Annotated in this window: 17 protein-coding genes; 9 read left to right on the forward strand and 8 right to left on the reverse strand. The window is 68.2% G+C overall.

What is annotated here, in order from left to right; all coding sequences use genetic code 11:
* Positions 1-490 precede the first annotated feature (490 nt).
* Positions 491-622: a hypothetical protein gene (locus OG504_RS51625; protein WP_405996111.1), complete on the forward strand. Its 132-nt coding sequence runs from the start codon at positions 491-493 to the stop codon at positions 620-622.
* Positions 623-647: 25 nt separating this feature from the next.
* Entirely contained in the window at positions 648-1,253 is a 606-nt protein-coding gene (locus OG504_RS51630) for a hypothetical protein (RefSeq protein ID WP_405996112.1), read from the forward strand.
* A gap of 697 nt (positions 1,254-1,950) precedes the next feature.
* Here the strand turns inward: OG504_RS51630 and OG504_RS51635 are convergent.
* Complete coding sequence (locus tag OG504_RS51635; protein WP_405996113.1) at positions 1,951-2,751, reverse strand: transposase; 801 nt, start codon at positions 2,749-2,751, stop codon at positions 1,951-1,953.
* Positions 2,752-3,152: 401 nt separating this feature from the next.
* On the opposite strand from OG504_RS51635, the gene OG504_RS51640 reads away from it, so the two are divergent.
* From OG504_RS51640 to OG504_RS51650, 3 genes are all read left to right on the forward strand, one after another.
* The gene (locus OG504_RS51640) at positions 3,153-4,415 is read left to right on the forward strand and encodes an IS110 family transposase (protein ID WP_405996114.1); all 1,263 of its coding nucleotides are present in this window, start codon (positions 3,153-3,155) and stop codon (positions 4,413-4,415) included.
* Between the two features lie 264 nt (positions 4,416-4,679).
* Positions 4,680-5,120 carry a hypothetical protein gene (locus OG504_RS51645; RefSeq protein WP_405996115.1) on the forward strand — a complete coding sequence of 147 codons (441 nt, stop codon included), beginning with the start codon at positions 4,680-4,682 and terminating at the stop codon, positions 5,118-5,120.
* Positions 5,121-5,451: 331 nt separating this feature from the next.
* A complete protein-coding gene (locus OG504_RS51650) occupies positions 5,452-5,658 on the forward strand; it encodes a helix-turn-helix domain-containing protein (protein ID WP_405996116.1) in 207 nt (68 codons plus the stop codon).
* A gap of 2,392 nt (positions 5,659-8,050) precedes the next feature.
* Here the strand turns inward: OG504_RS51650 and OG504_RS51655 are convergent.
* The 3 genes from OG504_RS51655 to OG504_RS51665 form a co-directional block, all read right to left on the reverse strand.
* On the reverse strand, positions 8,051-10,951 hold the full coding sequence (locus OG504_RS51655; RefSeq protein ID WP_405996117.1) for an AfsR/SARP family transcriptional regulator: 2,901 nt from the start codon (positions 10,949-10,951) through the stop codon (positions 8,051-8,053).
* Between the two features lie 61 nt (positions 10,952-11,012).
* A complete protein-coding gene (locus OG504_RS51660; RefSeq protein ID WP_405996118.1) occupies positions 11,013-11,588 on the reverse strand; it encodes an NAD(P)-binding domain-containing protein in 576 nt (191 codons plus the stop codon).
* Positions 11,585-11,866, reverse strand: a complete 282-nt coding sequence (locus OG504_RS51665) for a hypothetical protein (RefSeq protein ID WP_405996119.1) — start codon at positions 11,864-11,866, stop codon at positions 11,585-11,587. The genes OG504_RS51660 and OG504_RS51665 overlap by 4 nt, the downstream gene beginning before the upstream one ends.
* Positions 11,867-13,055: 1,189 nt before the next feature.
* Here OG504_RS51665 and OG504_RS51670 point away from each other — a divergent pair.
* The 4 genes from OG504_RS51670 (at position 13,056) to OG504_RS51685 (ending at position 18,139) form a co-directional block, all read left to right on the forward strand.
* Positions 13,056-14,087, forward strand: coding sequence for a CHRD domain-containing protein (locus OG504_RS51670; RefSeq protein WP_405996120.1), 1,032 nt, complete (start codon positions 13,056-13,058; stop codon positions 14,085-14,087).
* Between the two features lie 856 nt (positions 14,088-14,943).
* Positions 14,944-15,717 carry an SDR family oxidoreductase gene (locus tag OG504_RS51675; protein WP_393049040.1) on the forward strand — a complete coding sequence of 258 codons (774 nt, stop codon included), beginning with the start codon at positions 14,944-14,946 and terminating at the stop codon, positions 15,715-15,717.
* Positions 15,718-15,814: 97 nt separating this feature from the next.
* A complete protein-coding gene (locus OG504_RS51680) occupies positions 15,815-16,714 on the forward strand; it encodes a MerR family transcriptional regulator (protein WP_405996121.1) in 900 nt (299 codons plus the stop codon).
* Between the two features lie 105 nt (positions 16,715-16,819).
* Complete coding sequence (locus OG504_RS51685) at positions 16,820-18,139, forward strand: NPP1 family protein (protein ID WP_405996122.1); 1,320 nt, start codon at positions 16,820-16,822, stop codon at positions 18,137-18,139.
* 137 nt (positions 18,140-18,276) lie between these two features.
* On the opposite strand, the gene OG504_RS51690 is transcribed toward OG504_RS51685, so the two are convergent.
* From OG504_RS51690 to OG504_RS51705, 4 genes are all read right to left on the reverse strand, one after another.
* The gene (locus OG504_RS51690; RefSeq protein ID WP_393049032.1) at positions 18,277-19,176 is read right to left on the reverse strand and encodes a hypothetical protein; all 900 of its coding nucleotides are present in this window, start codon (positions 19,174-19,176) and stop codon (positions 18,277-18,279) included.
* 45 nt (positions 19,177-19,221) lie between these two features.
* Positions 19,222-19,596, reverse strand: coding sequence for a DUF805 domain-containing protein (locus OG504_RS51695; protein WP_405996123.1), 375 nt, complete (start codon positions 19,594-19,596; stop codon positions 19,222-19,224).
* A 117-nt stretch (positions 19,597-19,713) separates the two neighbouring features.
* Positions 19,714-20,286 (reverse strand): sigma-70 family RNA polymerase sigma factor, encoded by a 573-nt coding sequence (locus OG504_RS51700; RefSeq protein WP_405996124.1) that lies wholly within the window; start codon positions 20,284-20,286, stop codon positions 19,714-19,716.
* 80 nt (positions 20,287-20,366) lie between these two features.
* Complete coding sequence (locus OG504_RS51705) at positions 20,367-21,902, reverse strand: serine/threonine-protein kinase (RefSeq protein WP_405996125.1); 1,536 nt, start codon at positions 21,900-21,902, stop codon at positions 20,367-20,369.
* Positions 21,903-22,812: the final 910 nt, after the last annotated feature.

Genomic DNA, 22,812 nt, shown 5'->3' on the forward strand with positions numbered 1-22,812 from the left:
CGCGATGAGCGGGCCCGGGACGTCGTGCTTGGGGCGGGCGTGCTCCCGTAGAACGACAGCGCGTGGACTCACCGCGCCGGGTTCCACCGGGTGGGACGCCGGGCCGGAGCCGCTCACCGGCGTGACGTCGCCGGTCCCCTTCGGTGCCTCTGAGGACGGGCTTGCCGCACGGAGTTGCGAAGCCCTTGGAACTCCCTTGGTGAAGATCCGAAGGCGCATGCCTGGGGCGAGTCGGCGCAGTCGGTGCGCACCGTGCCAGGAATCGAACCGGCCTGTGGTTCCGGCCGAGTCGCCCGGTGTTCAACTGCTGCCGCGGGTGCCTCTGCGGCGCAGGGCGATGAAGCCGCCGGCGATGGCGAGGACGCCGGTGGCGGCTACGGCGGCGACGCCGCCTGCGCCGGTGGCGGCGAGGTCGTCGCCCCGGCCGCCCTGCGGCTGGGTTCCGCCGGAGGCGTCGGCGGCAGGGGTTGCGGTGTCGGAGGAGGACGCCGTGTCGGATGTACTCGCGGACGGTGTCGTCCCGGCGGCGGAGAACAGCAGCGCGGGCAGCCTGTTGAACGTCTTCTACACCGACAACCGGGTCATCGAGAAAGACGCCTTCCGGGTATGGATCGTCGACTGAGGAGGCGCGGTCTAGCATGCCTGGCATGAGCGAACCGGTGGCGGCGGCATCCGCACTTGTACGGGTGGAGTACCACGCCTTCCACCTGGCGGACATCGGACAGCACCGCCAGCCCCCCTTCGGTCCCGAGAACGGCCTGATCTTCTCAAGACCAGGGCTGGCGGTGGTGCTCGTAGGGGCCAGCAGCGGTGTCGTCAACGTGCAGGTGCAGGTGTACGAGCAGCCTGTGACGAGCCCGGACACCACGGGGTGGGACGAGGTGGTGGATCACAGCCTCGAGTCCGTCTCCGGGCAGATGCAGGTGGCCGCCATGATGGACGATCCTCCCGACCTGCCCTTGCTGACCCCGTTCGGGCCCGGACATTACCGGGTACGCGTCCACGCCCGCGGGCGTGATCGCGGATACGACGCTGTCGCATTCGAACCGGCGGAGGACTACCTCCTGCAGATCTGGCCGGCTACGCCCGAGAAAGACACCGTCCACCAGCACACCGACCAGTGTGGGCAGAACTGGCGCAGCAGCGCCACGAGCGCACCCGAACCATCCACGCCTCCGGCAGCCGCGCCCGACTGGGAGCAACAAGCCAGAGCCCGGCTCAAGCGGGCGTCGACCCACCCCAACAACAACTGATCAACCGGGGGCGGGCCATGACGGCCCGCCCTCTCACACAAAAGCCAGCCCAGCGACCGCCATTGAGTGGGTGGTTCGTGAGTTGATGTGTGTTCCGGACTTGGTTACTGCTTCTTACTGAAGGTGCCCGGCTCGGCCTCGGTGAGGATTCCTATGGTGACGAGGCGTTTCATCTTGGCGCGGGGTGCGCTCGACGTGTTTCGGCAGCAGATCGAAGTCGAGGGCCTGGCAGACGTCGCGGGCCCTCAGGGGGCCGGTGGTGTCGTTGAAGACGGCGAGGATGCGCGGGTAGTCCGGGTGCGCGGGCAGTTCCAGACGTGGTGACGGGGCGACCGTCTGGGGCGGGATTCGGTCGGCGAGGCCGGTGATGGTCGTGCGGGTGATGGCGAGGGTGGCCGCTCGCGCGGTGTGTCGATCGGCCGACGGCGGCGTAGCGGCGCGATGGCTATCTTGACCCGCTGGTAGTGGCCGCCGAGCCCTTGGCGGCAATCTCCTGGTGCAGCACGGTCGCGGTGTGCTCGCTTTCCTCTCACCGCTGCCTCAGATACTCCGGATACGGGTCGAGGCTCGTGGACCGGCGGGGCGGAGTGCGCCGTATGCACTCCTTCCAGCAGGCAGCGCGTGCGTACTTGGCCACGGTGCGGCGGTTCAAGCCGAGCGCGCGGGCTATCGCGCTGAGGCTGCGGGCCGTGCCGGTCTACCCCTGGACGGTCTCGAACGGTCGCTGCGCGTGACGGAGGGCGGGAGTATCAGCCGCCTTGCACGGTTCGTCCGACGGGGGCAGGGCCGGTTCGGGTTCACGTACTGCCGCGGCCAGGCAGCCGCGGTGGGCCGCGGCGATGTCCGAGACCCGCTTCGACAGCCCCTGCCACAGGTGAAAACGGTCGCTGACCTGCACCGTGTCCGGGGCTCCCTCGGCGATGCCCTGCCGGTAGACCAGCGAACCGTCCCGGCATACCACCTCGACGCCGGGATGCGCACGCAGCCAGGAGGCCAGCTGCCCGGCATCGTGCCCGGCCCACAACTCGATCGGCAGCCGCGCGTCGGCATTCACGAGGAGCGTGCCGTAGACGTCCGCGTACAACGCGAAGTCATCCACGCCCAGCACCCGCGGTGTCGCGACCGGCGGAAGTCCCATACGCATCAACTGGAACAGCACACTCGTCCGCGACAACGGCGTCTTCAAGATGCGCAGAAGCCGGGCCCCGCCACGGCCGGCGAGCAGCACCCCGGCCATCTCGACCAGATGCTGCAGCAGCGGACTGCGACGCTGATAGCGCACCGTCAGCCCCTCCACCTGCTCGGCAAACGTCCGCCGACCGCAGTCCGTACTGTCACAGAACAACCGCCGCACCGTCAGATTGATCAGCACCGGGCGGCCCCCGGCAGCAACATTGGCCAGCGTGCGGCAATACCGGCTGTGCACCCGCGCCGACGCGCACCGGCAATCCGGACACGGCACCATCAGCTCGCGGGTACGGGCAGCGATACGGAGCACGCCGCCCGCCGCCCACACTCGTTCCACCCGCACCGCATCGAGGTGCGGCGAGACAATTCGTACGAGGTCATCACACTCGCCGAAGGTCCCGCTATCCGTGACGGAGCGTCACCGGCGCGCGGTGGCGCAGCCCCGCTTCACGAAAATCTTGCCAGGAACGGGGATGGCTGCGCTGATCACCTCGGGTGAGAGAAAATGGGGTGGGTGCCCCGGTCACGCCGATGGCTCTGCGATGCCGGTGAGCTCGTTTGTCCAGGATGGCAATGAGGGTCGCGCTGGGGACCACGGTTTGTTGCCAAGACAGTGATCCGCTGCCGGGGGCACGCGTCAGATTCCGCTTCTTTCCCTGATCCCTCCGGGGTTCCCGCCAGGTTTTCGCTACGGGTGTTCAGGAGCGGGCGATGAGTCGGCAGGACGTGAAGGACGAGGTCATCCATCTGCGGTCCGCGGGAGTGGACCTGGGCAAGCGGTTCCTGCTCGCCTGCGTGCGAACGCCCAGTACGACTCGGGCGGGAACATGGAGCCTGGAGACCGAACGGTTCGGCACCACCCGGTCCGAACTACGTCGGCTCCTGGCCTGGCTGGTGGAACGCCAGGTCGACGTGGTGGTCATGGAAGCAACGGCCGACTACTGGCGCGGGGTCTACTACCTGCTGCTGCCGCAGCTGAACCTGATGCTGGTCAGCCCCTCTCACCTGAAGGGGATCAGGGGCCGCAAGAGCGATCCGAGCGACGCGGCGTTCCTGGCCCGGGCCGGCGCGTCGGGAATGGTGATGGCGTCCTTCGTCCCCGGCCGCATGGTGCGGGAACTGCCTGACCTGACCCGGCGCCGCACCGAACTCCTGCGTTCTGCAGGTCGGGAGGTCCAGCGGCTGGAGAAGGAGCTGGAGGACACCGGGATGAAGCTCACCTCCGTGCTGACCGATGTGGCCGGGAAGACCGGACGGACGATCCTGGCAGCCCTGGTCGCCGGTGAACGCGACCGTGAACGCCTTGCGGATCTTGCCGTCGGCAAGGCCCGTGCCAAGATTCCCGCCCTGATCGAGGCGCTGGACGGCGACTTCACCGACCACCATGCCTTCATGGTTCAGCACTACCTGGACGAGGCGGACCGGTTCAAGGAGACGGTCGCTGCCTTCGACACACGTATCGCCACCCTGCTGAGCGGGCACGAGCACGACCTGGACATCCTGGACACTGTTCCCGGCATCGGGCGCATGGCGGCAGAGATCGTCTTCGCCGAATCCGGCGGAGACATGGGCCAGTTCGCCACGGCCCATCACCTCGCCTCCTGGATCGGGGTCTGCCCGGGGCAGAACGAGTCGGCAGGGGTGAACAAGTCCGGCCGGACCCGGCACGGCAACACCAATCTCAAACGCGTGCTCGGAGTCGCCGCGCTGGCCGCCATCAGAAGCCGGGACACCTGTCTCGCCGTGTTCTTCCGCCGGATCTCGGCACGGCGAGGTGGCAAACGGGCACTGGTCGCGGTCATGCACAAGATCGCCATTGCTGTCTGGCACGTGCTCCACGACCACGTCCCCTACCTCGAGCTGGGCGCGGACTATTTCACCCGCCGCGATCCAGCACGCGCCATGCGCCGCATGCTGAAGGAAGCCAACACTCTCGGCCTGACCATCCGCTTCGAACCCGTCGCCACAGCCTGACCACCGAGCTCAACCGCGGGTTCTTTTCGTGTCAGGGTCACTTCAGGGCGTACGCGGACACTTGCTGCCACAGGACTGCTACTGACCAGGTGTTTCCTCCACGCTGACGGTAGCTGTGGCCCGGAGCGAGGTGGGTGAGCGCGATGCGTGAACTGGCGGATAGCGCACGCCGGTGGACGGCAGAAGGCCCGTAGTGCCTGTCCGGCGGATCATGACGCTAATGGGGTGTCGTCGAGGTGTGGGGTGCCTCGGTAAGGTCGGGGCGTGCACCGCGATGAGAGCGCTTCCGTCGATTCGACGCCCGTCCTGGACTGGCAGGACGGGTCCACGTTGCGGTGGATCGAGCGGCCTGAGGAGGTCGATGCCGCGTTCGATCGGGGTGAGCCGCTCGTGGGGGTGGCTGTCATCGCTCTCGCCCTCAATCACGCGGACGCGGACGTGATTCTGCCGCGGGTCAGGAAGGCGATGGAGTCCGAGGATGTGGAGATCCGCCGCCAAGGTGTCATCGCTCTGGCCCACGTCGCTCGTCTGCATCGGACCGTTGACCAGCGATCTCTCGCGCTACTCCGCGCTTGCCCGCGCGGCAACGAAGCCGATGACGACCTGTGGTCGTTCGTCGCCCACCGCCGGCTGCCGTGGTGGCTTTGGCGGCACCACTTCACCCAGCGATTGACCTGGTTGTTCTGCGGCGGATGGCGGGTTTGACGGCAGACCGTGCCACCCGCATCGCTTCAGGCTGGAAGATGTCGAGATCGACTGGGACCACCTGGAAGAGATCATGGGCCTTCGGGACACCTACGAACGGTAACTCCCGTCCCGCGCTCTGGCCGACGCGCCGAGCGCGGGGCCACCCGCCGCATGCATCCCGACCTTCGGCGGTCCACGCCTCGCTGCCGCCATCACGTGACGATGTCCTTCGGCGATGAGGTCTCACTGTTCCGACGGGGCTGGTTGACCTTCGTCCCGGACCACCCGACAGCCGGCTGAATCGATGCGTCGGCCTGGCCTGTCCCACCCTGTTCCCGAGGACTCGCGCATGCCTGCCCGTTTGCTGTCCATCCCCGCTGTCGCCGCCGCCCTGGACGTCGACCGCCGCACCGTCTACCGTTTCATCGCCGCCGGAGACCTTCCCGTCGTCGATCTGCGCACCGGGACGGAACGCTCCCGCGTCCGTGTCCCCGCTACTGGGCTGGAGGAGTTCATCGCCAAAAGGCTGGTTGCTTCCCCGCGCACCCGCCTGTGATTTCTCTCCACCCGTCCGGCCCTCACCCATTCCGAACGAAGGAGTAGTACCGCGTACCTGCGCAAATTGCAGTCCGGCAAATGGCAGGCGACCGTACGCAACCGGTCAGGAGACCGGTTCAGCGAGTCCTTCCCCCCTCAAGACCCAGGCGCGGGCCTGGGGCATCGAGCTGGAGACCCGTCCTGCTCTGCGGTTTTGCGTGTGCGCGTTATGTGCAGTGTGGGCGTTACGGGCGATATCGTGACGCTGACATGACGCTTGTTCTGATGGTGCGTCAGGCGCGTTGTGTCGCAGGCCAGGTGGTCTGATGTGTAGCTCGGTTGTGGAGCGCCGCTGAGGATTTCGTGATGCCAGGCGGTTGCGCTCAGCTATGCGAGCGGAGTTTCCAGCAGGTTCTTGGTCTGCTGGTGGTACACGAGCCCAACCGCCCCTGAACCGCAGAGATAGGCGAAATTGCCTGACGGGAGGCGAAGTTGGCCCGCTCCTGGTCCGGATCTTGGTGAGGCACCGGCGTCCTCGGCCATGTACAACGGGTTCTCGTAGCGCATGTCGATCACGCCGGTACCGATCCGTCTCCAACGACGCCCCGTGGTGGACGTCCACGTCCACGCTCAAGGCCGACGGCACCACCTGCAACGCCATCTACACCCCCTACGACTCCCTGCTGCGCACCCTCCAGACACAGTCGCCGACAGCTGTCGGGGGCAGGCTGCTGACGGACACCCGGTGCGTCAGCAGGGGCCTGGCCTACGAGACGTGCGCCGACATCCTCGACTCGACGGCGGGCTGTGGCTCCTTCAGAGGTGACTGGTCTCGTCGTAGATTCTCCAGTGCCACCACTCCCCTCTCCGCCGTGGTTGCCGATACGCGAAAGGATCGGGCAGGGTCCTGCGCCAGAGTTCCTCGTCCAACTCGGCCACCAGGACTGCCAGTTCGTCGCGTGCACGGGGAGGTAGCCTCGCCAGGACCAGTTCAAGGAGATCCCGGGCCAGAGCCACGTCCTCCTGCAGTTCACATCCATCACAGGGGCAGCGGGATCTGCGCAGGTACAGATAACGGCCCGGACGGGCCAGGAATGTCCGGTAGTAGCGCAGCGCCGCTCGTGTGGCACCGGGCCAGAGGCCCTGATCGTCTGGACAGCAGGACTCGGCTCTGTGAATGGCGGAAACGGTCCGACCTGACAGCCGATAGATACGGGACGGCCAGGGCACAGGAAGGCTTTCGTCCCACCAGGGACCGGCTCCCCTGTACAGCTGACGAGGCACCGACTTCTGGGCGCGTAGCACGCTGGGCCGTTTACGCGGCATGAGCCTTTCGGGTGGCGGTCATTCTGTGACCCTGGCACGGGTGACGAAGAGTTGTCCAGGCTCGTCCCCCCGTTATGTTTTCCGCGGTCCTGCAAGAGGGGCGCCGGCCTCCGGGCCCGGCATGACTGTTCCCCCCTGCCGAACCGATGACCTGGGGGTTGCAGGAAGAGCGCCCACCGGGAGTCGTCGGCGGTCTGGACGAGTTCGGCGTGGCCGGTCCGCCGGACGGGGTGCACAACAGCGTGCCGGTGTGAAGGCACGGGGTTGTGTGTGGAGGGCGTGCTCGCGGGGTTCTCAGGGCGAAGCACTGCGGGCGCAGGCCCGTGTGAGGCCCTGCCTGGTGCCCCCTCGCCGGAGAACCGGTAGTACATGCCGCCGATCCCGTAGAGGTGGGGGCCTTCGATGTCGTCGGAGCGGCAACCGCCCTGACCGGCGGTGATGAGCACCAGGCCGCACGAGGTCGACCTCGTTGGGCTTGAGGACACCAGTGGGGCCGGACTACGCCCGCCGGAGTCTGGATCGGCTGTCCGACTCGTCAGAGCAGGACGGGCCACCACGAGGTGATCGACCCGCGCACACCGGCGCCGGGGAGCGAGGGGCGCAAGACCGGGTGGTCGGAGGACAGGGTGGTGTCGCGGCACCTGTAGGACGGTGATGACGGCACGATCAAGAGGTGGGAGAACGCCGGTCCAGGCGGTGTGGGCCACCGAGCGCTGGGGTCCGTGTGCCCACCGCCGACACCGTCGCCGCGGACGACGTCACCGATCTTCAGCAGGCGTTACGGAACGCGGCGCTCGACCCCTCGGACGGACCTCGCTCCGGTCAGGGACTCCGCGGGAGAACTGGCGAAGGTCTGCACGAAGTAGTGGCCCTTTCGGGGGAGTGGACCGGGAGGCGGGGGCGTCTCCCGCTTCGTGATGTGAGCGACCTTGCTTGACGGGTTCGGGCAGACCGCGCGTCGACCACTCCCTGGGACACGGCTCCCGGGTCGCGCGGCGGCTGACCTGCCGTCAGCACCATGCACGGCCCCGAACCGCGCCGACGCGACGACGACCTGCGGATTCCGGCAGCGGGGCACGCTCTCGTCACGCATGCGGTGATGAGGAGTCGAGCACGGCGAGCCGCTCGCGGATCAGATCGCTCTCGGGGTGCCCGATGGTGCCCAGGATGTCGAGCGCCTCGCTCCACGCCACGCGGGCGTCCTCGCTGGACTCCGTCGCGTGTACGTCGCCGATGTGAACGAGTGTGTCCGCGATCAGGTAGACGTCGTTCAGCCGGCGATAGGCGGCCAGGGCGCGGTCGAGTGCCCGCAGGGATGCGGCGTTGTCGCCGAGGCGATGGTGGGCCACGCCCAGGCTGTCCCAGGACGCTGCCTCGACATTGCGGTTGCCGGCTGCCTGGGCGAGCGCGATCGCATGACGGCAGTCCCGGACCGCGCCCTCGAAGTCGCCCAGGAGAATGCGGGTCCAGCCGACCTCGTTGGAGACGGAGGCCGTCCCGACCGTGTGACCGGCCTTCTCGTAAAGGGCTGTTGCCGCCTTGTAGTGCACGAGGGCGCCCCTGTGGGCCTTTCTGACATTGGCGAGGAAGGCCAAGTAGCGCCGGGCCAGCGCCTCTTCGGGGAGGTCGCCGATCTCGGAGAACATCGCCAGCGCCGTATGGAGGTGCTCCTCGGCCTCGTCGTCCGGCTCCGAACGACCGAGGGCGAAGCCCAACGACCGGCGCATCCACGCCTGTCCAGCGATGTCACCCACCCGCTGAGCCGCGAGCAGGGCCGCGCGCTGCGTCTCGATCTGCTCCTGGCGCCGTCCGCTGCGATCGAGGAACAGTTCGAGAACGGCCGCGAGTCGCCAGATCTGCGCACCGGCGCCGTAGTCCGTGTGATGGGTGACGATGGCCTGCAGATTGGGCATCTCGTGGTGCAGCCACTCGGCCGCCTCCGCGGTGCTCGCGAACGAGATGGCCTGGGCGCCCGGCGCGGGGAGCGGCAACACGGGTTGTTCGCGGTGGGTGTTGATGGCGGTCGAGGCGTTGTGCGCCGTGTGTAAGTAGTGGTCGTAGAGCCGCTGCCGGGCCTCCTCGACGAGGTGCCGGGAGTCCTCGGCCCGGGACGCCTCCCTGCTGAAGAGCCGCAGCATCGAGTGGGTGCTGTAGAGGCCGGACCTCTCCGGGGTGCACAGGCTGGCGCGGTGCAGTTCGGACATCACCCGGCGCATGACGCGCACCGGCAGGCCGGTCATGCTCGCCGCGGCCTCAAGGGAGACCTCGTGCGACGGGATCAGCCACAAACGGCGGAACGCCTCGGCCGCCCGCTCGCTGAGAGCACGGTACGACCACGAGAAGACCGACCGTGTGTCGGTGACGGGATCGCTCGCGCCGCTGATCGAGAAGGCGTGGAGCCCGTCGCGCCCTTCCTCCAGCTCCGCCGCGATCTCGGCGAGTGGAGCGGCCGGGCGGATCTCCGCGCGGGCGCAGACGATGGCGAGGGCCAGGGGCAGTCGGCCGCAGTGCCCGGCCATGGCGGTCGCCGCCTCGCGTTCCCGTTCGACCCGTGCCGTCCCGAGTCTCCTCGCGAGGTATTCGAGGGCTTCGGGAAGGGTGAGGACGTCCAGGTCGAGCAGCCGCGCACCTGAGGAGACGGCGAGTCCGGTCAGCTGCTGGCGGCTGGTGATGATGGTGAGACAGGCCGGATTGCCCGGCAGCAGCGGACGTACCTGGTTGGCGTCCCGCGCGTTGTCGAGAAGGATCAGACAGCGGCGCCGGGCCAAAAGGCTGCGGTACAAAGCGATTTGGCCGTCAAGGAGGGAAGGGATCCGTTTGTCGGGGACGCCGAGCGACTCCAGGAAGTAGCGGACCGCCGTGGAGGGGGTGAGGGGGTCGCCCTCGGGGTCGTAGCCGCGCAGGTTGACGTACAACTGGCCGTCGGGGAAGCGGTGGGCGGTGCGATGCGCCCAGTGCAGGGCGAGCGTGGTCTTCCCCACGCCCGGCGCGCCCCCGATCGCGCCGATGACGCCCCTCGGGCTCGTGTCCGTCGGCAGGAAGGAGTCCAAAAGCTCGATCTCGGCCTGTCGCCCGGTGAACACCGGGAGACTCGCGGGCAGTTGGGCTGGTGCGGGCACGCGGGGAAGGTCACCAGGGGGAGCGGCGGAGGCCTTGGCGTGGGACGGATTGCCCTTGGCGGCGGGGGCCGTACCGCGCAGCACCTGGGCTTGTGCGGCGCGGAGTTCGGGACCGGGGTCGACGCCCAGCTCGTCGACCAGCTGCGAGCGCACGCGTCGGTAGTGCTCCACGGCCTGGGCCGACTGCCCCTCCGCGGCCAGGACCCGGATGAAGCAGGCTTGCAGGGCCTCGTTGAGGGGATCCCCCTTCGCGGCCGGTCTGAGCAGCGGCAGCACCGTCCCGGTGTGTCCGGTGTGTCCGGTGGCCAGCGCGGCCTCCGCGGCGGCCTGAGCGGCCTGGAAGTACTCCGCGTCGATCCCGGCGAACACGGTGTGCGAGCGGACCTCGTGGGGCAGACCGGCGACGACGGGGCCGCGCCACAGGGAGAGCGCCTTGACGAGATGGAAGGCTGCCGCGTCCTGTCGGCCGTCCTCGGCCGCCTTCCGGCCTGCGTCGCGGTGCTCGCGGAACTGGAGGAGGTCCAACTCCGCGTCACTGAGGTTCAGTCGGTAGCCCCCGGCGGCCCGGACCAGTACCCGCGCCTCGCTCCGCTGCGTCAACTCCGGTTCCAGGAGCCGTCGTAGAGCCCCCACATGACGGTGTACGACGTTGATCGCGCGCGACGGCGGGTCGTCGCCCCACAAGGCGTCGACGATCTGGTGCACCGGTACCGGGTGGCCTGCCTGGGCCAGCAGCATGGCCAGCACGCTCTGTTGCTTGGGCGGTCCCAGGTGCAGCTCTCTGTCCTGGTACCAGGCTCGTAGCGGCCCGAGGACCGAGAGACGAAGCGGGTTCCGCTCCGCGGTGGGCGTCGGGTCCTGGTCCACTTCCTTGTCTCCTCAGGGTTGATGGGGACGGGGCGTCCGGGACGCCGCACGACGGACGGCATCATGACGGGGACGAGGAGGGTCCGTTCTCCTCGTGCGAGGCACGTGTGCCCTCTCGGCCAGCTGGTGTCACAAAGGAACTCAGCCGGCACCGAACCGTTCTGCTCGCCCGAAGTCGGTCCGGTTGTCCTAGGCGTCCGTCCGGGAGACGCCGCTTCATGCCGCTGCCTTTGTCCGAGTCGCCGAAGTGGAGGAACCGGGTGGCCAGTACGCCGATCACCGGGCGCACCCGGTCGAGTGCTTCCTCGGATCCGCCTGCCAACACGGTGAGTTCACCGTGGGTGGCCGGTTCCACCGAGCCCGGCACCGGGGTGTCGAGGAGGCCGTCGGATCCCTCGTACAACTTCCGCACGGTCCGGCCGTCGGAGAGCGAGACGATCACGATGCCGGCCGAAGCAGTGGCCTCTCTGGGGGAGTTGACGGCCTGTGCGCCCGTCTCCGCCGCGACGTTCAGGGCCCGCTCGCGGGTCCGGGTGGTGACCGTCACGCTGTGCCCCGCCCTGCGCGGGCGTGCCACCATGAGGCGGCTGAGGCGACCGACGCCTGCCACGGCCTCACAGGGCAGGGCGCCGCTCATGCGAGGCCGCCGTTGAGGCTGACGCCGTTCGCCGAGGGGTTCTCCACCAGGAGGACGGAGCCGTCGGCCATGTCCCGCATGGTGGGCGAAACTCCGGTCGGGTGCGCTCGCGGGCGGCGTCCGACACCGGTTCGTTGCCGCCCAGCAGGGGCTGTCGCCGCCGACACCGGAATGGATGGCGTTGAGGCCAGGCCACCGGACAACCGCACCGGGCCGGTGGGGGAGGTGCGCGACCGCAGAGTGTGGACGACGGTTGTGCAGCCGACCAGCTTCGACACGGCCAACTCCGTTGCCCCCGCGATATCGTGGTCCGCGATCGTGTTCTGCCACCTTCTCCGCCCGCGCTGTCGCGTCCGGCGATGACCACGAAGGCCTCGCGGCTCGCGTGGGTCGCGGCGAGTTCGCGGCCGATGCCGGCCGTTCCGGCGGCGACAGGAATCTGATTCGTCATGACATTTCCATTCGTAGTGACACGTTCGAAGCGGCAGGCCGGAAACGACGCTTTCGTGGCGGCCGGCTCTCCTGTCGCTGTCGATAGTGATACGAACGTCCTATCGAGTCCAACGAAATGTATTGAAAGGTATTATCGATTCCAACGATAATTAGGGGGCGGGATCACGGTCACTGAGATATTCCGTCACCGTCGCGGGGGAGTTGAGCTTCACCCGCGCAGCCTCCCGGCCCTCCGCGGCGGGGGCGGTGTTCCTGCCGGAGGCCAAGGCGGTCGTCGCGGCGGCGGAACGGGCCGGGGGCGGGTCGTGGACCGCTTCGTGGTGTGAGCGACCTTGCTCGACGCGTTCCGGTGAGCCGCACGACGACCACCCCAGGGGACACGTTTCCCGGGTCGCGCAGCGGCCGACCTGCCGTCAGCCTCATGCGCGGCCCCGAACCGCGCCGATACGGCGATGACCTGCGGATCGGCACGATGACCCGAGGCTGCGCTTGACCTGCCTCGCCTCGTGGGTGCCTTCCGGCGCTGCCATCCGCTGGTCGACATCCGGATCCAGGTCCCCGGCAGTGGCGGCGTCGCCGAGGACGTGCGGCGAGGGGCGGTTCTACGTCGGCGTCGTCGCCCTCGGGTCCGGCGAGGCCCATGATCCGGACCTACGGCATTTCGCCACCGTTCCCCTGGTGATGCTAAGGAAAAGGACGGAGATCCCCCTCGAAGCCGCGCGCCGCAGGATCCGTTCCCGGGCGGCGGACACCGGTCGCGCACTGACAGTGGCAGGCCGACAGCGACGGGTGGGTGTCCCTCCCCGTCCTCCCGCTACGTGTGATCGTGCCGGCCTGACGCTCGGGCACGTCCGGGAACGACAAGAAATGTCAGCGACATAGTGCCCAGTGCCTGTCCGCTGTCATGGAAATGTCGCAGAGGTGTCACGGGGTGAAAGATGGCGCATGCGTGTGCCGTGTTGTCGGCGTGACGGTCACGGAGATTCCGCGGCCCAGCCATCAGGAGGCACACACATGCTGCACGAGCGATTCGGGATCCTCGCCATTTCCGTGATGACAGGAGCCGTGCTGCTGACGGCTTGCAAGGGGCAGAACGACAGCGGCACGGCCCTCGACGGACCGGCGCAGGCGTCCAACAGCGCGGACAGCTCGGCCGGTTCGCCACGGAGCGGCGCCGCCGTGACCGGCATCGGCGCTTATGCCAAGGACGCCGCGGGCGCGGTGTTCCTGGCCTCGGTCCTCACCGGGAGCAACGAGGTGCCTGTCGAGGGCAAGCCCGCGGTGGGTGACAAGGACGGCAGTGCGGTGGCCCTCATGCGGATCCAGGGACACGCCGTGTCCTTCGCGTTCACCTGGACGGGCACGGGCACCCCGACCATGGCACACCTTCACGAGGGCGAGCAGGGCAGCAACGGCGATGTGAAGATCCCCTTCTTCATGAAGACGCTCAAGGACGGCAGCCGTCACGTCTACGGCACGGTGAACGTGGCCGACTCCGGCCTGCTGAAGGACATCACCGTCCACCCCGAGCGGTTCTACTTCAATCTGCACACCGCCGAGTTCCCCGGTGGCGCGGTCCGCGGCCAGGCGCTCACGCTGCCCAGCGGCATCGATCTGCCGAACACCATCAGGAACTCGTCCGTGAGCGGTGTCGTCAAGGGAGCGCAGGTCTACGCCTGCACCAAGCAGGCCGACGGTTCGTACGCGTTCACCCAGGACAACGTCGACGCCACCCTCCAGGGCGGTATCCAGCACTCGTTCGCCAAGGCCGGACCGGCAGGACCGCCGCAGTGGATCGCCAAGGACGGCTCCTCGGTCACCGGCTCGGTGGTCAACAAGTTCGACAACGGCGAGGGGAACGTCCCCCAACTGATCCTGAAGGCGAACCAGACCGGCAAGGACGAGGGGCTTCTCGCCAGGACGAACGTCGTCCTACGGCTCAACACGCACGGCGGCGTGGCCCCCGCGGGCACATGCGACCCGGCTGAGAAGCCCGAGGCACGCGTGGCGTACACCGCGGACTACCTCTTCCTCGCCGCGCGCTGAACCTGCCCACGTGAGTGGCGCGCTGAAGCGCGCACGGAAAGGGCACAGCCTGTCTCGCTCAGTCGACGGAGAACGGCTGAGCGAGACGGTGAGGAACGTGAATCGCCCGGGGGAGGCGGAGACCAGCACCGCGCCGATGCGAGGCGTCGTCCGCGGCCGACGGTGAACCCGCGAGTTGCTCGTCCTCGTATCAATTGGTGCGAGGCGTCGCGTTATTCGGTACGAGATGTCGCGACCGCGCGGCGCCACGCATTCATGAGGGGTGAGGGTATGTCCGCACAGCGAGATGGCGGGGTTTCGTCGAAAGGATTGGTCGTCTTCGGGTATCTGGGTATCGCGTTCTGCCTGTTCTCGCTCTTCTGTCTGGTCTCCACCGGCAATGCCAAGGACCCCACCTACGTATCCTCTGTGATTCTCGCTTTCGCGATCTGCGGCGGAATCGTCCGGCGGGGGCGCCGTTAGCGTCCCGGATCCCCACCCCGGGCGTCATGTCGACACCGGGTATTCCCGCTCCGCCGGGAGCAGCCGTTTGGCCTCGGTGCTCCGGCCGGTCCGGAGCAGCGCCGAGATGCTTCGCCGACTGGGCGGCGCTCAGTGCCGCGTGGGTCTGCGCACTTCCGGCGCGGATGCGGCCGCCTGCGTCGGCGCGGCGGCGACGGCGAGGCTCGCCACCGCCGTCGTGGTCTGACGATCGTCTTCCCACCGAGCGACGTCATGTCGGTTCTTCCAGGTCGGTATCGATGGTGAGATGGAGCAAGTGCCGCGCGTGTCACGTGAGATCAGGCCAAGCAGACGATCGCTTGAAACGTGAGGGCCGACTTGAACCTCTCCCTGGGAGAGGGGTCAGGGTCGGAGCATGAACAGCGATGATCTCGACGGACGGGTCGCCGTGGTGGCGGGCGGCAGCAAGGGACTTGGGCTGGCGACAGCACACCGGCTCCGGGAAGCCGGGGCACGGGTGCTCACCGTCGCCCGTACGGCCCAGGACAGACCCGACTCCCTCTTCGTACGGGCCGATCTGAGCATCCCCGCGGGCGTCGCGGCCGCGGCCGCCGCGGTGACCGAGCTTGTCGGCGTACCAGACATTCTGGTGCATGTCGTGGGCGGCTCCCGCTCCCCGGCCGGTGGACACGCGGCGCTCGACGACCAACTCTGGTCGCGGGAACTGGCGTTCAACCTCTTCCCGGCGGTCCGGCTCGACCGGCAGCTGGTCCCGGGCATGGTGGCCCGCGGGTCGGGTGCGGTCGTGCACGTGACGTCGATCCAGCGCCGTATGCCCCTGCACGACTCGACGCTCGCGTACGCCGCGGCGAAGAGCGCACTGGCCGCCTACAGCAAGGGACTTGCCAACGAGGTCGCTCCGGCAGGGGTCCGCGTCAACTCCGTCGCGCCCGGCTTCATCCGCACCGACGGCGCCGAGCACCTCCTCGCCCGCCGGATGCGCGAGGGCGGCGTCTCCCGCGAGACCGCCCTGGAGGACCTGATGCGGGTGCTCGGCGGCATCCCGCTCGGGCGGCCCGCCGAGCCGGAGGAGGTGGCCGAGGTGATCGGCTTCCTGGTCTCGGACCGGGCCGGTGCGGTCACCGCCGCCGAGTACGTCGTCGACGGCGGGACCGTCCGCACGCTGTGAGCCGCCGTCCTCATCGCGCGCTCTTCGACGACGATGTCGGCGTACACGACGACGCGACCGCCGCAGGCGGCATAGCCTGAACGATGAGGAGGACCGCGTGGGAGCACGGCTGACGATCGGGGAGTTCTCTCGGATCACGCATCTGAGCATCCGCACCCTGCGCCGGTACCACGAGCAGGGGATTCTCGTCCCCGCCGAGGTCGACCCCGCCACGAACCACCGCTACTACACGCCCGCGCAGGTCCGATCCGCGCTGACCATCAAGCGGTTCCGTGAACTCGACCTTCCGCTGGCGGACCTCAGGCGCTTCCTGGAGGCAGGGGCCATCGGCAGGAACGAGGAGGGGCACAGTACGGCGCAGCAGATCGTCGTCGCCCACCTGCGTCGGCTCGAAGACCGGCTCGGCCGTACCCAGCGGGCGGTCGAGGCGCTCCGGGAGATCCTCGACCCGCGGGCCGAGCGAGCCGTGAGCCTCGAAGTCCTCCCGGCACAAAGCGTGTTCGCCGTGACCCTCGACGTCCCGCCCGGGGCGGGGCTGAGCTGGTACGACTCCGCGATGCGCGACCTGGACGCGGCCGCCGTCGGCCGCCCGGTGCTCCCGCCGGGCGGCCGCTACCAGCACACGCTCTTCACCGAGGGCCACGGCCGAGCCACGGTCCACCTCCCCGCCGAAGCACCACTGCCCGCGGAGGCACCGGAAACCGTAAGGGAGTTGAGGCTGCCCCGGCGGACCGTCGCCGTCGCCACCCACCGCGGACCGCACGACGACCTCGACCTCACCTACGCCGCCATCGGCTCCTTCACCGCCCAACACGGCCTGCGTGCCCGGGATCTCGTGGAGGAGACGTATCTCGTCGGTCCACGCGACACCGACGAGCCCGACCGCTGGCGCACTCTGGTCGCCTGGCTGATCACTCCCTCCGACCAGGGCGGCGCGAGTCGTGATCGCGAACCTTTTGGCCCCTCCGAGCGGTTTCAGGAAAGAACGAGGGAGTGAGCCCGCCATGTCGCCGGCCCATCCAGGGGACGGGTTTCGGGCCACCTGCCTCCTCTCCGCGCCCCCCGATGCCGAGCCGGCGCTTGATGGCTGCGCGCGTTCGGCGTGGCCCTCGTCCGCCGTTACGCGGACGAGCACGAACCGCAACCGGCCGCCGAGCCACCCCCGAAGGAGCGCTGCCGGTCCGCGACCGGTCGGCTGGACCAGGAGTGGGTCGTCGCCAACCTCCGTCCGATAGCCCCCGATTGCGACGGCGTCCTGCTCAGCCGTGCGCTGCTGGGCTACCTGGAGCCCGCGCTCGTCCCGCACCTCGTCCGGTCGCAGGGGCTGCCGCTCAAGCGGGTGGGGGACGGCTGGCTCGATCTGGAGACCCGGCGTAGTTTCTTCAAGAATTCCTCGGTCGGCTCTCGCTCCTGCTGCCATGGAGGGGTGACCCGAACCGGGTCTGGGCGTCGTGTATTAACTGCCAGGCTCGCAAACAGCGGGCTCACAGTGAAAGAAGGGCAGTCCGTGCGTACACGACGCTTTCCGCGGCTTCTTGCGATAGCCGCCTTAAGTCCGGTCCTCGCGCTCGCCGCCTGCGCGAGTAATTCGTCCGGAACGGACAGTCACGCTTCTCCCTCGAAGGGGGCTTCTCAGAAGTCCCAGCAGGGGAAGAAGGGTATCAAGAATCGTGACGAGTTCACGGACTCGCTGCAGAACATATTCTTCCAGGGACTCCCGCAGAACGCGGGCGGACTCGAGAGTTCCTTCGCTCCCGCCTACGACTTCGACCAGGACAGCTGCTACCCGGCCGCGGCCATCACGCAGCTGGGCGAGATCAATCCGGGACTGCCGCTCACCGGAGACATCACCGAGGGCTGCCGGGAGCCGGCAGATCTCGAGCGTACTCAGCTCTACGCCAGGTCGATCTGCAACAACGGGTGGTGTGCCGTCATGTACGGCACCTATTTCAGGAAAGATGAGTCACAGCCACCCATCGGAAATCCAGGTACCGAGATCAACAACCGACCCAGTACGGGCACTGGCCACACGAACGACTGGGAGCATGCCATTTCGTGGATCAATCAGAGCACGAATCAAGTGGAATTCGTGTCGGTGACCGCGCACGGCGATTACCATACTTTCCCTCGCAGTGAGGTGCAGTTCGAAAACACTCACCCGAAGATCGTGTATCACAAGGACGGATTTCTGACCCACGTCCTGCGCGTGGCCGACGGCAGCGACCAGCAGGTCCAGAACGCCTCGGGCGCGTGGTTCCATCCGCCGCTCGTCGACTGGAACGGCTTCCCGAGAACGGAGCTGCGGGACAAGCTGGTGAACGCCGATTTCGGAGAGGCGAAACTGGACCTGCGGGACGGCTCGTTCCAGGAGCACCTCGCCAAGGCCAAGCCCCAGGAAGTGCCGCTCAATCCGAACGGCTGACGTGCCGAGTGGCTGACGTCCCTCGACACGGCTGAGAACACGGGAACGACCCCGGCGCGGCAGGAGAAGGACACTGCCGCGCCGGGGTCGTTCGGTGGATGCCGGGGAAGCCGGCCACGCAGTCGGCGGCCTCGGCCTCAGTTGAAGAAGCGCACCGACTGGACGTTCTGGAAGCCGGTGTCGCCCAGGAGGTCCGGGACGTCGCCCTCGACGAACTTGGAGTTGCCGGTGCAGTCCGGACCGTCCCAGACCTTGACGAAGCCTCCGCCGGTCTGGAGCGAGCCGTCGAACCGCACGTTCTGGCAGCCCGGTCCCGAGACACCCTGCGACGCGTCGAGGAAGTTCGTCTTCGCGAAGACGGTCACGTTGTCCGCGGGATCGGACGTGGGCGACGCCTGCTGCGAGGGCTGGGCCGCCGTTCCCCCCGCGGAAGAGCCGCCGCCCTGTGCCTTGCCGCCGTCCGGGGTGACGCCGAACCACACACCGCCGACACCCTGCCCCTTGGTGTCACCAGGAGCGGTGTCCTTGCTGAAGAGATAGACGGGCCAGCCGCCGACCGTGACCTGGAAACCGCCGTCCCGCTCGATGAAGCCGATCTTCGACTTGTCGATTCCGTCGATGAAGACCCTGCCGTCACGCGCCACCAGATACGGCGGCCAAGTGGTCGCGCAGTCACCGGCGCAGTTGGAACGCGAGGGATTGCTGGAATCCTTGTCGAACCGGTACAGGGTGAATTGTTTTCCGTTGATGACCACCGGATCGAGGTCACCCGCGGAACTCGCGCTCAATTGCACCCACTTACGGAGCACCGGTTTCGGAGCGACGGCAGCGACAGCGGGCGCGGCAGCGACGGAAAGGTCTCCGGTACTCATATTGGCACCGTTCTCCTGCGCGGTGCCCTGCTGCAATTCGAGCGCGCTGGTGGCTTCCGCTGCGGCCTGTGCGGCTTCGTCGTCACCGTTGCAGGCCGACAGGAAAAACATCCCCGCCAGTACGGCGGAGGCGAGTGGGAGGACGCGTGAACGCGAACTCGACATGAGAACTCCTGAGAGAGTTTGACGCATGGAATTGATGAGAACGTGTCACGCCACCGGCTGCGGGTGGACCTGAAGCAGCCTGCCTTTCGGACTCAGCCCGAAGCGATTACTGCCCGCGTTGCCGTCATGTACCAGGAAGACCAGCAGGACGATGAAGCCGACCACCGGTATCAGCCCGATGAAAAGCCACCAGCCCCGACGGTCGGTGTCGTGCAGTCGGCGCACGGTCACCGCCAGACTCGGCAGGAAGGTGAGAATGCCGTAGGCGAGTGCGATGTATTCGGTTCCCGCGAGGTATCCGGCCCCGCTGAGGGCGAGCACCGCGATTTGGTCGAACAGGTTGAAGAGCCAGAACTCGGCACGCCGAGCCCGCCCTTTGAAGACGCCGTAGCGCTTCAGGACATCGAAGTAGTACGTCATCGATTTCCTCTGAGTCGGAGACGGGGTGAAGGCGGAGCGGCCTCTTTGCGCTCGGCTGCTCCGCCTTCTACACGACAAGGGCGTCCCGCAGAGTTCAACCAGGTTCCGTGTGCCCGATCAGAGGCGTGCAGAATACTGTTTGCGCAGCCCCCGCATAGCGTAGAAATGGCGCGACTTCACCGTTCCCGACGGTATGCCGAGTATGAGCGACGCCTCGTTCAGCGTCCGACCGCAGAGGTACACGAGCGTCACCACTTCCCGGTGCTCCCTGGACAGAGAGCGCAGCAGGGAGACCACCTCAAGGGAGGTCAGGACCCCGTCGGTGTGGTCCGGCAGCGTGGTGTCGTAGGTGTGACTGGTCACCGTCTCGTGCCGCGCGTAGGCACTGCGCATGCGGTCGACGATGAGGTTCCTGGCCACCTTCAGCAGCCACCCGCGTACCGACCCCTCGTGGTGGTGCAGCCGGTCGGCGTGACGCCACGCCCTGATGAACGTCTCCTGGACGATGTCCTCGGCGAGGTGTTGATCCGTCAGGGACCGCCGCGTGTACGCCAGTAACGCAGGGCGATGTTGTTCCACCAACTCGTGCACCCTGTCCGAGGTGGACGAGGGCGCACTTTCATCGATGCCCGCAAGCAACGTCATGATGTGGGAGTCCTGCTCTGTTCGCACCGACGGCCTGGCCAGCATGGGCGGGGGGACAGGCTGGCCAAGGAACCGTCGGCTTCTCGGTCTTGGAGCGGCGAGAGTAGGCAGGGGGCAGTGCCGAATCAGTGACGGGAAAGTGAGCGAGCGGAGCTCCGGCTCGTCGTGCTGTTCGCTGTCGCGCGGCAAGTCACCGAGAAGGGAACCTTGTTGGAGGTGGTCCCGTCCGCGCCTCTGATCTGCACTCCGATCTCACTGGCGAAGGTACCGACCTGCGTGTAAGAGGTCAGTCGTATGGCCTCCCGCTTGGTCGGTTCGCCGCCGCGGGCGAAGTCGAGGGCGCGCCACTCCCGGTCGACCACCGAACCGTCTGCCGTCACCCACCGGTAGGTGACCTGGGCCGGTGTCCGGTCCACCGTGAACGTGGCGGTGAAGGTGGGGGCTTGTCCGGCCGGAGGGGCACACGGGCCGACGTAGGTGGTGTTCCCACCCGTGACGGTCACGGTCACGTGCGCTGCTTCCGCTGCCGGGGCCTCTGCTGCCCGGGTGCTCGACGTCGCCGCCTGGTTCGACGTCGACGGCTCATGGTCGTGGCCGACCGATGCGTATGTCAGTCCGGCGCCGATCAGCAAGGCGCACCCGGAGGTCACGGCGGCGACGACTCCGCGCTTGGTGCGGCGCGGGGGACCGGAGGCCGCGGGGTTCGGCCCGGAAACGGACGCGAAGACCGGCGATGCCACGTAGGAGGTCTGGGTCGGCAGGGCCGTAGGAACCCCGGACGAGGCCGCCGACGGCGGAGGGGCCGGAGGAGTGCCGATCGTGGGCACCTTGACGGTGGAGGGATGAGCCTGCGGGGGAGCGGCACTCCCCGCGGCGATCAACCGAAGGCGCTCCTGCGCGAGTTCGGCGGTGAGGCGCTCGGTGGGCTCCTTGCGCAGGAGTTCGGCGATCACCGTGGACAGCGGCCCCGCGCGGCGAGGCGGCGGAAACCGCTCGTCCACGACTGCGCGAAGGGTGCTGAGCGCGGTGTCCCGCCGGAAAGGAGGTACGCCCTCCACGGCCACGTACAGCAGGGCCCCGAGCGACCAGAGGTCGGAGGCCGGGCCCGGCGTACGGCCGAGCACGCGCTCGGGCGCCAGATACTCGGGAGAACCCACCACCTGCCCGGCCACGGTCAGGGAGGCGTCGCCTTCGAGCGTGGCGATGCCGAAGTCGGTGAGGACCACCCTGCCGCCGTCCTTGGAGAGGAGCACGTTCGCGGGCTTCACATCCCGGTGCAGGACTCCCGCCTCGTGCGCCGCGCGCAGGGCGGACAGCACCTCGCCGCCGATCTGCGCGGCCCGTCGCGGGGTCAACGGCCCTTCGGAGCGCAGCAGTTCCTCCAGCGAGCGGCCGCGGACGAGTTCCATGACGATCCACGGGCGGCCGTCGGCGTTGGCGACGTCGTGGACCGTCACCACGTTGGGGCTGACGATCCGGGCGGCGGCCCACGCCTCGCGCTCAAGTCGTCTGTAGAGCTGGGCGGTTTCCGCGGCTGCCGCCCCGGCCGGTGCCCGTACCTCCTTGACGGCGACCTCGCGTTGCAGCGTCTCGTCCCACGCCCGCCACACCGTCCCCATGCCACCCTCGCCAAGGAGGGACAACAGCCGGTATCGACCCACGACCTTTTGTTCCTGGCCAGGCGGCACCTGGGCAGCCTCCTCGTTGTGCATCCCGGCGGTACTCGCTTTCCTCGCGTCTTCCAAACGTCTGATCACCACGCCGGCCCGATGTCCCTGGAGCCGTCGTTCGGCACCTACACGCCGTGGACGGCGCGTCGGGTTCACCGCTTCCGCTTCTGGTTCAGCGGTCGTTGAACACCTGGCAACCGCTGTCTCATGGTCCGGGCATGATGTTTCCCACCCGCCCGACACCCTCTCGTACGGCGCTGTCCAGGGCGTACAGCCCGGCTCGTCTGCCGGCAGAGCTCTGACCTGGTCTTATGGGTCGGTCGGAGCCCTTTCCCGTGCCTGGGGGCTCCCCGCTTCCACCCGCGAGTTCCCGGGAGTTCCCGTGGGGCTGTGCACGCGTTGTGGGACTCCGCTACGAACTGTTCCTCCGCCGGTGTCATCGACGCGCTGTAGGGGTCGTTCTGCGGCCCCAACCGGTCCGTGCCCTTGGCGAGCAGGGAAGTCCAGTGCGGCGTGCGGAGCGTGGGCGGGCGGTCGGGCCGGTCCGTGAACTCCTTGATGCCGCGCTCGAGCGCCTTCCCCCGGTCCCGAGTCGACTGCTCCCCCCGAGGTCCTGGACCGTTCCGTCCCGTGCACCCCGACGATCTCCGCTGCCCGCATCCGCTCCCGGCTCCGCCCAGCCCGTTCCGTGCCAGCATCCGTCGGCCATTACCGGTAACCATCGGCACGCGGTCCGCGTTCCCCGGTCGTCGGCCGGATCATGATTGTGCTGTATTCCGGACAGGACTTGTCGCTCGATCGGCCGGACTCTCGAGAGACTCTCGCCGCGAGCGTGGTCGAGTCAGCAGGGTGCTCGGTGGAGTTGAGTACCCTGCGCTGCGCTGCGGCCGCAAGGTGCGGG

The sequence above is a fragment of the Streptomyces sp. NBC_00986 genome (assembly GCF_045162565.1).
Classification (GTDB): domain Bacteria; phylum Actinomycetota; class Actinomycetes; order Streptomycetales; family Streptomycetaceae; genus Streptomyces.

Coding starts and splice junctions, on each gene's coding strand:
- OG504_RS51695 (WP_405996123.1), bottom strand. CDS start 19,596: ATGACGTACTACTTCGATGTCCTGAAGCGCTACGGCGTCTTCAAAGGG.
- OG504_RS51640 (WP_405996114.1), top strand. CDS start 3,153: ATGAGTCGGCAGGACGTGAAGGACGAGGTCATCCATCTGCGGTCCGCG.
- OG504_RS51675 (WP_393049040.1), top strand. CDS start 14,944: ATGAACAGCGATGATCTCGACGGACGGGTCGCCGTGGTGGCGGGCGGC.
- OG504_RS51690 (WP_393049032.1), bottom strand. CDS start 19,176: ATGTCGAGTTCGCGTTCACGCGTCCTCCCACTCGCCTCCGCCGTACTG.
- OG504_RS51670 (WP_405996120.1), top strand. CDS start 13,056: ATGCTGCACGAGCGATTCGGGATCCTCGCCATTTCCGTGATGACAGGA.
- OG504_RS51700 (WP_405996124.1), bottom strand. CDS start 20,286: ATGCTGGCCAGGCCGTCGGTGCGAACAGAGCAGGACTCCCACATCATG.
- OG504_RS51630 (WP_405996112.1), top strand. CDS start 648: ATGAGCGAACCGGTGGCGGCGGCATCCGCACTTGTACGGGTGGAGTAC.
- OG504_RS51660 (WP_405996118.1), bottom strand. CDS start 11,588: ATGAGCGGCGCCCTGCCCTGTGAGGCCGTGGCAGGCGTCGGTCGCCTC.
- OG504_RS51650 (WP_405996116.1), top strand. CDS start 5,452: ATGCCTGCCCGTTTGCTGTCCATCCCCGCTGTCGCCGCCGCCCTGGAC.